The sequence below is a fragment of the Streptomyces sp. NPDC029138 genome, from assembly GCF_055564375.1.
Window position 1 is genome coordinate 1 of the sequence record NZ_JBVHWM010000087.1, and the last position, 13397, is coordinate 13397.

General features: G+C 71.2%; 11 protein-coding genes and 2 pseudogenes. 9 read left to right on the forward strand and 4 right to left on the reverse strand.

Annotated elements, in window-relative coordinates; genetic code table 11:
* Nucleotides 1-328 precede the first annotated feature (328 nt).
* The 4 genes from ACZ4WH_RS39540 (at nt 329) to ACZ4WH_RS39555 (ending at nt 3779) form a co-directional block, all read left to right on the forward strand.
* Nucleotides 329-1300, forward strand: coding sequence for an NAD(P)-dependent oxidoreductase (locus ACZ4WH_RS39540; protein ID WP_468190107.1), 972 nt, complete (start codon nt 329-331; stop codon nt 1298-1300).
* Nucleotides 1284-2228: a hypothetical protein gene (locus ACZ4WH_RS39545; protein WP_468190109.1), complete on the forward strand. Its 945-nt coding sequence runs from the start codon at nt 1284-1286 to the stop codon at nt 2226-2228. The genes ACZ4WH_RS39540 and ACZ4WH_RS39545 overlap by 17 nt, the downstream gene beginning before the upstream one ends.
* Nucleotides 2225-3070, forward strand: a complete 846-nt coding sequence (locus ACZ4WH_RS39550; RefSeq protein ID WP_468190111.1) for a prephenate dehydratase — start codon at nt 2225-2227, stop codon at nt 3068-3070. The genes ACZ4WH_RS39545 and ACZ4WH_RS39550 overlap by 4 nt, the downstream gene beginning before the upstream one ends.
* 148 nt (nt 3071-3218) lie before the next feature.
* Entirely contained in the window at nt 3219-3779 is a 561-nt protein-coding gene (locus tag ACZ4WH_RS39555) for an NADPH-dependent FMN reductase (protein WP_468190113.1), read from the forward strand.
* Nucleotides 3780-4032: 253 nt separating this feature from the next.
* On the opposite strand, the gene ACZ4WH_RS39560 is transcribed toward ACZ4WH_RS39555, so the two are convergent.
* Nucleotides 4033-4653: a TetR/AcrR family transcriptional regulator gene (locus tag ACZ4WH_RS39560; RefSeq protein ID WP_468190115.1), complete on the reverse strand. Its 621-nt coding sequence runs from the start codon at nt 4651-4653 to the stop codon at nt 4033-4035.
* Between the two features lie 150 nt (nt 4654-4803).
* Between ACZ4WH_RS39560 and ACZ4WH_RS39565 the strand changes: the two genes are divergently transcribed.
* From ACZ4WH_RS39565 to ACZ4WH_RS39585, 5 genes and pseudogenes are all read left to right on the forward strand, one after another.
* Nucleotides 4804-5202, forward strand: a complete 399-nt coding sequence (locus ACZ4WH_RS39565; protein ID WP_468190117.1) for a 6-pyruvoyl trahydropterin synthase family protein — start codon at nt 4804-4806, stop codon at nt 5200-5202.
* A gap of 112 nt (nt 5203-5314) precedes the next feature.
* Nucleotides 5315-5768, forward strand: a pseudogene (locus ACZ4WH_RS39570) (MDR/zinc-dependent alcohol dehydrogenase-like family protein); the annotation flags it as partial.
* Nucleotides 5769-6146: 378 nt separating this feature from the next.
* The gene (locus ACZ4WH_RS39575) at nt 6147-6278 is read left to right on the forward strand and encodes a hypothetical protein (RefSeq protein WP_468190119.1); all 132 of its coding nucleotides are present in this window, start codon (nt 6147-6149) and stop codon (nt 6276-6278) included.
* A gap of 340 nt (nt 6279-6618) precedes the next feature.
* Nucleotides 6619-7233 (forward strand): annotated as a pseudogene (gene wrbA / locus ACZ4WH_RS39580) (NAD(P)H:quinone oxidoreductase); the annotation flags it as partial.
* 140 nt (nt 7234-7373) lie between these two features.
* Nucleotides 7374-8018: a DsbA family oxidoreductase gene (locus ACZ4WH_RS39585; protein WP_468190121.1), complete on the forward strand. Its 645-nt coding sequence runs from the start codon at nt 7374-7376 to the stop codon at nt 8016-8018.
* A 102-nt stretch (nt 8019-8120) separates the two neighbouring features.
* Here the strand turns inward: ACZ4WH_RS39585 and ACZ4WH_RS39590 are convergent, their stop codons facing one another.
* The 3 genes from ACZ4WH_RS39590 to ACZ4WH_RS39600 form a co-directional block, all read right to left on the reverse strand.
* Nucleotides 8121-10010, reverse strand: coding sequence for an N-acetylmuramoyl-L-alanine amidase (locus tag ACZ4WH_RS39590; RefSeq protein WP_468190161.1), 1890 nt, complete (start codon nt 10008-10010; stop codon nt 8121-8123).
* A gap of 307 nt (nt 10011-10317) precedes the next feature.
* Nucleotides 10318-11811, reverse strand: a complete 1494-nt coding sequence (locus tag ACZ4WH_RS39595; protein WP_468190123.1) for a flavin-containing monooxygenase — start codon at nt 11809-11811, stop codon at nt 10318-10320.
* Nucleotides 11795-13378, reverse strand: coding sequence for a class I adenylate-forming enzyme family protein (locus ACZ4WH_RS39600; RefSeq protein ID WP_468190125.1), 1584 nt, complete (start codon nt 13376-13378; stop codon nt 11795-11797). The genes ACZ4WH_RS39595 and ACZ4WH_RS39600 overlap by 17 nt, the downstream gene beginning before the upstream one ends.
* Nucleotides 13379-13397: the final 19 nt, after the last annotated feature.

A 13397-nucleotide genomic window follows, 5' to 3' on the forward strand; every position in this document is an offset into this window, starting at 1 on the left:
GCCCCCCCCCCCCCACCACCCCCCACCCCCCCCCCCCCCACCCCCCCCCCCCCCCCCCCCCCCCCCCCCCCCCCCCCCCCCCCCCCCCCCCCCCCCCCCCCCCCGCGGCCGTTTCCCTCTGTCCGCTCCCGATCGAGCACGCCCGGCCACCGCGCAGGTGTGCCGGGACACAGGTGTGCCCGCCGCGCGCTCCGTTGTGACGACCTTCACCTGAACCTGTATGGGCCACGCACCCGTGCACGTACTGAGGACTCGGTCCACACGTGCGACTGGGTGACGGGTCACGGGCCCGCCCGGCACGGCGACACTCGGAAGAAGCTGAGACACGATGAAAGACGCCCCTCCTGTGTGGCTGCCGTATCACGGTGAGGAGATTCCCGGCCTGCCGGACGGCCTGTCGTACGGCTACTGGGACGGATCGGGGCCACTGCCCGGCGACCCCGGCAGGGTCCGGTTCCTCGTCCCGCCGCCGGTGCCGGGAGCCGAGCGGGTCCTGACCGGTGTGCTGCCGCGCATGAGGAATCTGGAGGTGGTCCAGCTCCTCAGTTCCGGACACGACCACATGGCTCCGCTGCTGGACCTGATGCCTCCGGGTACGGCCCTGGCGACGGCGCGCGGAGTGCACGGGGAGGCCACCGCCGAACTGGCGGTCGCGCTCCTGCTGTCGCTGGCCCGTGGGCTCGACCGGTTCGCGTGCCGGCAGGCTCGGAGCCGGTGGCAGCCGGAGCACGGAACCACGCTCGTGGGCAAGCGGGTCCTGGTGGTCGGGTACGGCGCTGTGGGCGCGGCCGTCGCCGCCCGCCTGCGCGCCTTCGGATGCGAGGTCGTGCTCGTCGCGCGGACCGCTCGCACCACCCCGGCGGGCCAGGTGCACGGCGCGGCGGAGCTGCCCGGCCTGCTGCCCACCGCGGACGCCGTGGTGCTGTGCGCCCCGCTGACAGAGTGGACGCGCGGCATGTTCGACGCGCGCGCACTGGCGCGGCTGCGGGACGGGACCCTGCTGGTGAACGTCGCCCGCGGCGAACTCGTGGACACCGACGCTCTCCTGCGCGAGGTCCGCAAGGGCCGCCTCCGGGCGGCGCTGGACGTGACGGACCCCGAGCCGCTGCCCGCCGGCCATCCTCTCTGGTCGCTTCCGGGGGTGGTGATCACCCCTCATGCGGCCGCCTTCACCGATGCCTTCCCCTTGATGAGCAAGGAGTTCCTCCGGCGTCAGCTGCACCGCTACGCCCGGGGCGAGGACCTGGACAACGTTGTCCTGACCACACCGGAGGGCGGGGCCGGTGAGCGAGCCGCGTAGGCGCACGACGGCCGCCGGCCACGACGGCCGGCTCGGGACGGTCGGTCCGCGGACCGGTCTGCCGCGCGTCCTCGAAGTCTTCGAACGGAACGGCCACGCCGATCCGTGCCAGGCGTGGCGGTCCTTCACCAGCCGGTGGAACTGGGCCGCCCTGTGCACCGCCGCCGTTCCCGCCGATGACGGGAGCGCGGTCGCGCGGCCGGTGCCGGGCGGCTTCTCGGTGTCCGGCCTGTGGCGCCTCCCCCCGGCCGGGACACATCCGTGGGTGGCTCTGCCCGGGACCGTCACGGGACAGCGTGCAGGGGCGGACCTGACCGCGAGCGGCCCGGACCTGTTCGCCGTCTCGCCGAAGGTCCTTCCGCTCGCGTCCCGCAGTCGCCGCGGTGCGGACGACGCCGCGGCAGCCGGCCCGGCGTTCCGGCTGCGCGATGAGTTCGTGCCGGCCGGCTGCGCCACGTATGCGGCGGGCACCCCGCTGGGGGCGGACGACACGGGCTATCTCTGGACGGCGCTGACGGCGATGGCGCTGGGGGCGGCCCGTCGTCTGACCGACGAGCTGGCCGCCTCGGCCCCCGCCGCCGCGGCGGACGGTGCGCCCGCCGCCATCGCGGAGCAGCTGGCGGGCGCGCTGCACGACGAACGGCTGAGTCTGGCGGCGGCGTTGCACGGACTGCCGCGTCCGGGCCAGGCCGGCCGGGCATCCGCCGGGCAGCCCCTGACCGCACACGTCACACGGGCCGGTCGCGTCGTCCGCCATGTGGTCGCGGTGGCGTACGAATCCGCACTGTCCCTCGTCGGGAGCGACGGCCGGCACCCCTTGCCGGAGCTGGTCGAGGACAGCGCACCCATACTGCAATGCTTGCGTCACGCGGTGGAGTTGCCGCCGCCCGACGACAATGGCCCCACGGTGAAAGGCTGGACGCGGTGACGACCGTCGCATATCAGGGTGAACTCGGTTCCAACTCCTCGACAGTGGCCCGCACGTTGTTCCCCGAGGGGCGTGAGCTGCCCTGCACCGGTTTCGAACAGGCCCTGGACGCCATCAAGTTCGGCGCCGCCGATGTCGCGGTCATCCCCGTGGACAACTCCGCGGCCGGTCGCGTGGCGGACGTGCACCATCTCCTGCCGGAGTCGGGGCTGTCCATCGTCGCCGAACACTTCCTGGCCATCCAGTTCGACCTGATGGGTGTTCCCGGTGCGTCGCTCGATCAAGTGGAGTGCGTACGCAGCCATGTGCACGCCCTCGGCCAGTGCAGGAAGGCGCTGCGTGACGGCGGCTGGCGCACCCTGGTCAGCGATGACACGGCCGGGGCGGCGCGTGAGGTGGCCGAACTGGGTGATCCCCGGCACGCGGCGCTCGCCCCGCCCGGCGCGGCGGCGCTGTTCGGCCTGGACGTCCTGCGGTCCGCGGTCGAGGACGATCCGGACAACACCACGAGGTTCGTCGTCCTCTCCCGGCACGCCGGCCCCGCGCCGGAACCGGGGCAGCCGACGATGATGAGCCTGTTCTTCTCCGTACGGAACATCCCGAGCGCGCTGTACAAGGCGCTCGGCGGCTTCGCCAGCAACGCCGTGAACCTCACGAAGATCGAGAGCTACCAGATCGGCGCCGGGCTGAACGCCAGCCGGTTCTACGTGGAGATCGAGGGACACCCGGACGAGCCCCATGTCGCCCTCGCCCTCCAGGAGCTGCACTTCTTCTCGTCCGAGGTGCGCGTGCTCGGCGTGTACGCGGCCCATCCTCACCGTCTGCGGGAACGCACCGGCTGACATCGTCACGGTGTGAGGTGTGGCACAGCGTCAAACCACCTGTTTTATTGACCCGTCAATTATCAGCATGCTCTACTTGCTTCGACAAGTATTTGCGGCTGGGCCCGAACTGACCTCAGGCACGGCCGACCCATGAAAGGGCGTCCTCATGACCAAGATCGGTATCATCATCGGCAGCACCCGGCCGGGCCGTAACGGTGAAGCCGTCGCTCGCTGGGTGCACGAAGTCGCCTCCGAGCGCACCGACGCCCAGTTCGAACTGGTCGATCTGCTGGACTACAAGCTCCCCGTCCTGGACGAGGCGTACCCGGCCTCCCTGGGCAACTACACCCAGCCGCACACCCAGTCCTGGGCCGAGAAGATCGCCTCCCTCGACGGCTTCATCATCGTCACGCCGGAGTACAACCGCTCCGTGCCGGGCGCGCTGAAGAACGCGATCGACTTCCTCTACGCCGAGTGGAACAACAAGTCCGTCGGCTTCGTCAGCTACGGCTCGCTCGGCGGCGCCCGCGCCGTGGAGCACCTGCGCGGCATCGCCGGCGAGCTCCAGCTGGCCGACGTCCGCGCGCAGGTGGCGCTCTCCCTGTTCACGGACTTCGAGAACTTCTCCGTGTTCAAGCCGGCCGACATCCAGCGTGACACGCTCGTCACCACGCTGGACCAGACCGTGGCGTGGGCCAAGGCCCTCGCTCCGCTGCGCGCCAGCTGAGTCGGCCTCGCCGGCTTCCGCCGGCGACGTCCCGGTCCCTGTCGTCCGAGAGCGGAGGGTGACGGGGACCGCTGCCGGCCGGGGCCGCTTCACGGAGGAGGGGAGCGGCCCCGGCCGGCCATGTGGCGTGCGGCCACCGCCCGCGCGACGCCGGGCAGGTGAGACGGCGCGGACGGCCGGGAAGGCGTTCAGCGGGGTTCCGCGTTGTTGCGGTGGCGGTGGGTTTCGAGGACCTTCGGGTCCCGGTGTGCCGTCAGGAGGCGGCTGCGACGGAGGCCGGCCGGGCGTTCAGCAGCGCCAGGCAGTTGGCCCAGAGCGCGCCGAGCGGTGAGGTGGTGTTGTAGAGCTTGGCGAACAGCACCTGGCCCTCCAGCTGCGCGACCACGGCCCGGGCCGATTCGCGGAGGTCGCTGACGCCGACCTCGCCACGGCTCTGGGCCTCGGCGACAACCGCTTCGATCAAGTCGACCTGGTCCTCGAAGATCTCCTTGAGCCGGTCGCGCACGGCCTCGCTCTGGTTGCACATCTCCAGGGAGAGGTTGCCGAGCATGCAGCCCGCGATCGATCCGCGGTCGGCCCGGCAGGCCCGGTGCTCCGCCTCGGTCGCCTCGAAGAGCCGGCGCAGGCGGAGCAGGGGCGGCTCCGTCTCGTCCTTCAGGATGCGGGTCCAGTCGCGCCGCTCGGCGGCCCAGTGCTCGTCGATCACGGTGAGCGCGAGGGATTCCTTGGACTCGAAGAAGTAGTAGAAACTACCCTTGGGTACCTCGGCCGCCTTGCAGATCTCGGCCACGCCCAGCGCCGAGTAGCCGCGCAGCTCGATGAGTGACTGCGCAGCGTCGAGGATCTTCTTCCTGGCGTCACTTGTCCGTCCCATGGGATCAGTATACGACCGATCGACTACAAACGGGAGCGGTCCGCTGCGTCGGACCGCGAGCCGCTGAACCAAACGAGTCCGCACATACGTGTGACAGATGTCCCCCGGCATCGGCCGGCGAGGATGCGTGCCGTATGGGAGGACCGTCCGTTGTTCAGCATCACCGTCCGCGATCACCTCATGGTCGCCCACAGCTTCCGCGGCGAGGTCTTCGGCCCCGCCCAGCGACTGCACGGAGCGACCTTCCTGGTGGACGCCACGTTCCGGCGCGAGCAGCTGGACGACGACAACATCGTCGTCGACATCGGCCTGGCCACCCGGGAACTGGGCGCGGTCGTCGGCGAGCTCAACTACCGCAACCTCGACGACGAGCCCGACTTCGCGGGGATCAACACGTCCACCGAGTTCCTGGCCAAGGTCATCGCCGACCGGCTCGCCGAGCGCGTCCACGGCGGCGCGCTGGGGGAGGGCGCCCGCGGCATCGGCGGGATCACCGTCACGCTCCACGAGTCGCACATCGCGTGGGCGAGTCATGACCGTGCGCTGTGAGGAGGCACCGCCCGCGGCGGGAGACCGCCGGATGAACCGCACCGCCCGCGCGTTCTGGCTCCGATATCCGGGCCACGGCGAGATGCGTGACGTCGCCCTGCCCGACCCGGCCGCGGACGAGGCGCGGGCCGAGGTCGCCCGGGCCCTCGGCATCGGATTCGCGGCACCCGAGGGCGCCCTCGCGAGTGCGACCTGGTCGTGCACGCCGGCGCCGGCGAACGGGGCCTCGTCCGCTCCCCGGAGCTGCTGGCGGCCGAGGGCACGGTACTGGAGCTGAGCTGGTACGGCGACCGCCGTGTCACCCTCCCGCTGGGGGAGGCGTTCCACTCCCGGCGGCTGACCGTCCGCAGCAGCCAGGTCGGCACCGTCTCCCCGGCCAGGTGTTCCGGTCGTGGCTACGCCGACCGGATCGCCCTCGCGCTCGACCTGCTGGCCGATCCCGCGCTGGACGCGCTGGTGACCGGGGAGAGCGCCTTCGAGGAACTGCCGACATCATGCCGAACCTCGCCTCCGGCGAGATCCCTGCGCTGTGTCACCGGGTCAGGTACAGCCCGTCCCACAGCTGAGGCGATCACCTCACAGGCATCCACAGATCACCGCATGACCAGGGGAACGTTGAAAGCGACGCACAAGGCCTTGATCGGTGCCGTGACCGCCGGTCTCGCCGCGGCCACGGCCCTGGGCGCGGCAGCGGCACATCGGCCGGAACACGACGGGACCCGAGACGCGCCCACGGTGGTCGGGAAGGGGGACATCTGCGTCTCCCTGCCTGATCCGAGATACGAGGTCTCCTGCGGAACCACCGCCTTCGGTGACGTCCGTTTCAACTGCACTGGGGGCACGCTCGGGAAATGCCCGGAGACGACCGCCGTGACGTTGCGGAACGTCGGACGCGTACCCGTCGCGGTCCGGGCGGTGAGCGGTGAACGCGAAGGGGACCGTGGATGCCGAAGGCGGCCGCCCTGCCGCCGGGCCGGCGGATGACGGTGCGTCCGGCGAAGAGGTACCTCTTCGACATCCTCCTGCGCTCGACGGCGCCCGGTGTCGGTTCGGTCGAGGTCGTGCGCGTCGAGTGACGTCCGTCGCCCCCTGCCTGTCGCACCACCGGCCGGCGAGGCGAGCGGGCCGGAGACGTGACCTTCCGGTGGACGGACCCGGACCGGGCGCCGGTGGCGGCCAGGTGCCGGGGGACGGCCCCCCAAGCAGGCGGCGGGTGCAACCGGGCCCGTAGATCTCGCCGACGCCGGTGACACCCCGGGCGGTGCCTGGGCCGGGGCGGGTGTGTCACGCAAGCAGCGCCCGTCGCCCCTCCACCTTTGACGCGGCTCGACCGGTCGTCTACCGTAATAGTGGACCGGTCGTCTTGTGACCGCGTCTCTCGCCGCACCCGTCACCAACGAACGGAGACCGCCGATCATGGCCACCCCCGTGAAGCTCGCCATCGTCTTCTACTCGTCCACCGGTACGATCACCGAGATCGCCAGGGAACTGCATGACGCCGGTGTGAAGGCGGGTGCCGAGGTCCGTCTGCTGAAGGTGGCCGAGCTGGCCCCGCGGGCCGCCATCGACTCCAACCCGGCCTGGGCCGCCAACCACGCGGCCATCGCGAACGTCCCCGAGGCCACCCCGGCGGACGTCGAGTGGGCCGATGCCGTCGTCTTCGGCACGCCGACCCGCTTCGGCAACGTCTCCTCGCAGCTCAAGCAGTTCATCGACACGCTCGGGGGCCTGTGGGCGGAGGGCAAGCTCGCGGACAAGGTCTACAGCGGGTTCGTCTCCACCGCCACGGACCACGCCGGCCACGAGTCGACGCTGCTCGCCCTGTACAACTCCGTCCACCACTTCGGCGGCATCATCGTCACGCCGGGCTTCACCGACCCGCAGAAGTTCGTCGACGGCAACCCCTACGGCACCTCCCACGCCGACGGCCAGGGCACCAAGCCCGTCGGCGAGATCACCCGCCTCGCCGCCGGCATCCAGGCCGAACGCGTCGTCGAGATGGCCGCGAGGCTCAAGGCGGCGGCTGAGGCCGAGGCCGGCACCGGCACCGAGGAGGGCCCGCGGCGCTGGTGGCAGCGTCGGCCCGGTGACACCACGCGTCACCGCAAGCCGCACACACCCGGCAACCGGAAGGTTGCTCACTCCGATCAGCCGTGACAGGAGATGTACCCATGCGTGTCGAGATCTGGACCGACGTCGCTTGCCCGTGGTGCTACGTCGGCAGAGCCCGCTTCGATCGGGGGCTGGCCGCGTTCGACCACCGCGACGAGGTCGAGGTGGTGAACCGTTCGTTCGAACTGAACCCCCAGGCCGAGAACGGCACCGTGCCGATCATCGACGCGGTGGCGGCGCAGTACGGCCGGACCCGGGAACAGCAGGTGGCCAGGGAGGAACAGGCCGCGGCCATGGCGCGCGAGGTAGGGCTCGACTTCCGCATCGGCGGACGTGTCTTCGGCAACACCTTCGATGTGCACCGCCTCATCCACTTCGCCAGGTCGCGCGGCCGGCAGGCCGAGATGATGGATCTCGCTTTCCGGGCGAACTTCGCGGAGGAGCGGTCGATCTACGACAGGGAGACGCTGGTGGCCCTCGCAGGGGAGGCGGGTCTGGACGAGGCCTCGGCCCGGGAGGTGCTCGACGATCCGACCGCGTTCGCCGCGGACGTGCGGGCCGACGAGCGACTGGCGGCCGAGATGGGGGCCGGGGGTGTGCCCTTCTTCGTGCTGAACCGCCGTTACGGAGTCGGTGGCGTCCAGTCGCCCGAGACGTTCACCCGAGCCCTGGAGCAGGCCTGGGCGGACCGGGCCGCCGCGTGAGACGTGGCCGCATACGACGCACACGCGCGTGCACCCGAGACGGTGAGGGACCGAGCCGCTCAGCCCGGCCCGGTCCCTTTTCGCGCTGCGGTGATCAGGTGATCAGTTGCCGCCGTCCTCCCAGTGCTGGGTCACGGGGGTCGCGGTGACGGCGTTCTCGTAGACCAGCGCGACGCGGTGGCCGTACTGGATGGTGTACATCTTCTTGCCGCCGAGGACGACCGTTCCGCTGCTCTTGTCGTAGTCGTCCGTGACGGCCGGGGCCTGGGTGGCGACGTACGCCTGGCCCGCGGGGACGGTGTACACGGTGAGCGGGGCCTGCGTCGAGGGCGAGATGCCGGCCGGGTACTCCGCGGCGTCCGGGTAGCTGCGGCCGTAGACGGCCACCGAGGTGGAACCAGCCGGACGGATCATCTTCACCCCGTAGGCGATCTTGGCGTTCCGGCCGCCGGGGTTGTAGAACCACACCTTCGCACCGCTGAACCAGATCGCGGTCCAGTCGCCGCTCACATCGGCGACGACGAACTGCTGCCCGGACTGGGCCGTGCTGCCCCAGTCGCTGATCTCGTTCGTGCCCGGGCCGGAACCGTGGAGCGCCTGGTCACCGAAGAGCGGAGCGGACGCGTCCGGGGCGGTGCGCACGTAGACGAAGTTCGACGCCTGCTGTTTGTCCGTGCAGGTGGTCGTGGGGTCGGTCGGGTCGTCACCAGGACAGACACGCACGGTCTGCACGTTGTCGGCGAACGGCGGATCGATGGTCACGACCGAGCCCACGGTCGGGACGCTGTGCGTTCCGCTGTAGGGGTGGCCGAGGAGCGTCATGAAATGGTCCCAGTCCCAGCCGTTGCCCGGGTCCCAGTGCATTCCGGCGGCGTGAGCGTCGTCCGGACTGTCAACGTTATCATGACCGATGACGTGCTGACGGTCCAAAGGTATGTTGAACCGTGCCGCCAGGTATGTGACGAGGTTGGCCGTGGCCTCGTACTGCGCCTCCGTGTACCACGTGGCGCCCTGCGCCGCGTACCCCTCGTGCTCGATGCCGATGGAGTGCAGGTTCATGGAGTAGTTGCCGGCGTGGAAGGCGATGTCCTTGGTGGGTACCATCTGCGTCACCGCGCCGTCGGACGACCGCATCACGTAGTGGGTCGCGGCGCTGTTGGTCTGTGCGGAGAGGCCCTTCACGCCGGCGTCGTAGGTGGTCTCCAGGTCGTGGATGACGATGGTGTCGATCCGGATGCCGTTCGCGGGCCGGTTGGACACCTGCACACCCGCTGCGGAGCCGGGTACGAACGTACACGCGACGGCTGACGGGCACTCGGTGTCCGCGGTGGCCGACGCCGTCAAGTGCAGCCGGTCGACCTGCGCCTTCGCGGGGCGGATCGAGGGGACGGCGGCGAGGCGGACGCGCTGGCCGTCGTGCGTCTCGGCGGAGGCGCCCTTGCGGATGGTGCCGAAGACACGGTCGGCGAAGGCCAACGCCCCCTGACGGTCCGTCGACTGGCTGTAACGGGCCACGGCACCGAACCACAGGGCCGGGTCCGCCGGCGTGCCACCGGCCACCCTCTTCTCGTACGAGGCGAGGAGCGCCGCGCCGCCGCGGATGTTGGCGGCGGGGTCCTTGCGCAGGGTGTCCGGCGACATCCCGGTCAGCTTCGCGGCGGCCTGGAGAGTGTGCAGGGCCGGCTTCGCCGCCAGGGAGGCGAGGTCCTTCCGGCCGGCACCGCCCGCGGCTCCACCGGCCATCATCGCCGGGGTGACGTCGGTGAGGTGCATGGGACCGAAGCCGCCGTCGGTGCTGTGCTGCGCCCCGTGGGCGTCCCACGCAGACTCCTCGTAGGAGACGCCGAGCAGCACGCTGACCGGAACGTGGTACTCCGCGGCTGCGGAGGCGAAGTCCTGCTGCCGGGAGGTGACGGTGGAATCAGTCGCGGCGAGTGCGGTGAACTGCGTTGCGGTCAGGCCACCTGCGGCCAACGCGCCCGCCGCGATCATGACGGGGAGACGCAGCCGTGTTTTCCTCTTGTGCAAAATGACGATCCTTACGTGAATCGGGAGTGAGCGGTCATCAGAAGTGAGCCGCAACCAGATCTGCCGAGCGCGCCGGCGGACATGCCGGGTCTGCTGGTCAGAGGGGCGCCGGGTCGTCGTAGCCGCCAAAGGTGCCTGTCGTGAGCCGACTTCGCGAAGAGCACTTGCCCTTCCACTCGCGCGACCAGGGCTCTGGCGGCACCGGTACCGGGTGCGGCACCCGCGACGGTACGCACGGACAGTCGGCGGCCTGAGCGGTGCGGCGCTCCGTTCAAGCCCGCCCCAGCCGGTAGTCCGCCATCCGGACGCGCCCGGTCCGCCGTCGGAAGGCGATCGTGGTGTCGGGCCACAGCACCGTGTTGCGGCCCGACCGGGGATCCTGGTACCAACTGCGGCAGCCTCCGGTCTGCCAGACGGTGCCGGCCATGCGCCCGTCCACCCAGTCGTTGAAGGCCCGCTGGACGTCGGCACGCACCTCGACCGAGTCCGCGCCGCGGCGGCGCACGCGGCGCAGGAGGGCGGTGACATAGCGGGCCTGGGCCTCGATCATGACGATCTGCGAGTTGTGACCGAGGCCCGTGTTCGGGCCGGTCATCAGGAACATGTTGGGGAAGCCGGCGACGGTGGTGCCGAGGTAAGCCTGGTTGCCGTCGGCCCAGGCCTCGGCGAGGGTGACGCCGTTCCGTCCGGTGATGTCGATGCGCAGGGTGTTCTGCGTGTCGAAGCCGGTTCCGTAGACGAGCACGTCGGCGGCGACCTCGACGCCGTCCTCGCCGACCACGGCACCGGGCCGGACCTTCGTGACCCCGCCCCGCCGCAGCTGGACGTGGGGCCGGGACAGCGCCGGATACCAGTCGCTGGAGATCAGCAGCCGCTTGCACCCGAGGGCGTAGTCGGGGGTGACGGCCGCCCGCAGCCAAGGGTCGGACACCTGCTTCTCGACGAGCCTGCGCGCCAGTGCCTCGGTCGCGGCCAGGGCACGGGGATCGCTGACGAATCCGGCGGCGCGTCTCTCGTGGATCCGGAACAGGCGTTCGCGCGTCCACCAGCGGTAGGGCGGACACCAGCGGGCCAGACGACGGTGCCGTTCGTCGAAGAGCCGGTCGGCCTTCGGCAGGATCCAGGGCGGTGTGCGCTGGAAGACCGTGAGCGCCGAGACCTGGTCGACGATCGCCGGGACGAACTGGACGGCACTGGCGCCGGTGCCGATGACCGCGACCCGTTTGCCGGTCAGGTCCACGTCGTGCCGCCAGGCCGCCGAGTGGAACACCGCGCCGCCGAAGGACTCGACGCCGGGCAGGTCTGGGTGGGCGGGATGGTGCAGCGGTCCGACCGCGCAGACCAGGAACCGGGCGCGATGGCACTCGCCGGCCGACGTCGCCACCTCCCAGCAGGCCTCCTCCTCGGCCCACCGGGCGCCGCGGACCTCCTGGCCGAACCGCACGTGCTCGACGAGTCCGCGTCGGCGGGCCACGTCGCGCAGGTAGCCGAGGATCTCCGGCTGGCGTGCGAACAGCCGGCTCCAGTCGGGTTTCTGGTCGAAGGAGTACGAGTACAGGGGTGACGGGATGTCACAGGCGCAGCCCGGATACGTGTTGTCGCGCCAGGTGCCGCCGAGGTCGTCTGCGGCCTCCAGGATCCGGAACGAGCGGATTCCCGCCTTGCGGAGCATGGCGGCGAGGCCGAGCCCGCTGAAGCCGGCGCCCACGATCAGGACGTCGACGGGCGCGGCCGTGCCGGCGGCGGGATCAGCGGAGGAGGTCATCGGTGTCCTGGGCGGAGCACGACAGCTCCGCCCGGCTCGGGCCGCTGTCGCGGGCGGTGGGGAGGCCGGCGAGCCGGTGCTTGAGCACCTTGCCGGACGGGTTGCGGGGCAGTTCCTCGACGAAGAGGTACTCGGCGGGGAGCTTGTAGTCGGCCAGACGGGAGGCGGCGTACGAGCGCAGCGACTCCGCGCCGGGGGCACGGCCTCTGCGGGGTACGACGACCGCGCGCACCCGCTCGTCGAAGACCGGGTCGGGCACGCCGACGACGGCGACATCGGCGATGTCCGGATGGCCGGACAGGACGTTCTCGACCTCGACGCTGTAGATGTTCTCGCCACCGCGGATGATCATGTCCTTGAGGCGGTCGAGCACCCTGACGAAGCCGTCGGCGTCGACGCTGCCGACGTCTCCCGTGCGCAGCCAGCCGTCCACGAAGGTGGCCTCGGTGGCCTCCGGGTTGTTCCAGTAGCCCGCGGCCACCACGGGGCCGCGCACGCACAGTTCGCCGACGGTGTCCCGCAGGTCCCGGGGCGGTGCGCCGCCCACGGAGACGGCGACGTGGAGCCCCGCCACGGGCCTGCCCACCGAGCCGGCGTGGGCCAGGTACTCGTCGCCCTCGGTGTAGGTCACGATCGACGTCCCCTCGGTCAGGCCCCACACGTTGCCGAGTCTGAGGCCGGGCACACGGCGGACGACCTCGGCGGGGAAGCTCTGCGGGACCGGGGAACCGCCCATGACGAACAGGCGCAGGGCGGACAGGTCGGAGGCGGTGTCCTCGGCCTTGAGGAGGATCAGCCGGAGCATGGCCGCGACACCGGCGAAGAACGTGATCCGCTCCCGGACCATCAGCTGGACGACGGTCTCCGCCTGGAACTCGGGGGTGAGCACGCAGCACGCTCCGGCCGTGAGGAAACCGATGAACTGCGAGACCACACCGGTCGCGTGGAACATCGGGGCCGCGATCAGGGTCCGCTCCTCCGGGCCGGCGCCGAGGCGCTCGCGCACGGTGCGGGCGTTGAACAGCAGATTGGTGTGGGTGTGCATCGCGCCCTTGGGCCTGCCGGTGGTGCCCGAGGTGTAGAGCAGGTGCGCCACGTCGCCGGGGGCCCGGTCCGCTCCGGGCAGTGCGCCGGCGTCGGGAACCGCCGCGTCCGGCTCGGGCGGGGCGAGGAGTACGGCGGCCGGGACGATGCGGTCGGCGAACGTGGTCGGCACGCGTGTGCCGAGGGTCCCCTCGACGGCGTCGGTGAGGATCACCCTCGCACCGCTGTCGGTGAGGACGTGGTCGAGCTCCGGACCGGTCAGCCGGGTGTTCACCAGGACGACGACGGCACCGGCGAGCTGGGCCCCGAGGTAACCGACGGCGTACTGCCAGCAGTTGGGGAGCAGGATGGCGACCCGGTCGCCCGGGGCGACTCCCCGGTCCCGCAGCCGGACCGCGACGCCCACGGCCCGCCGCAGTGTTTCGGCGTGGCTGAGTCGGACGGATCCGTCCACCAGGGCTTCACGCTCGGCGTGTTCCGTCGCGACACGAATGAACGCGCGGGGGAGTGTTTCCGCTTGCATCACGGTTCCTGACTCGGCG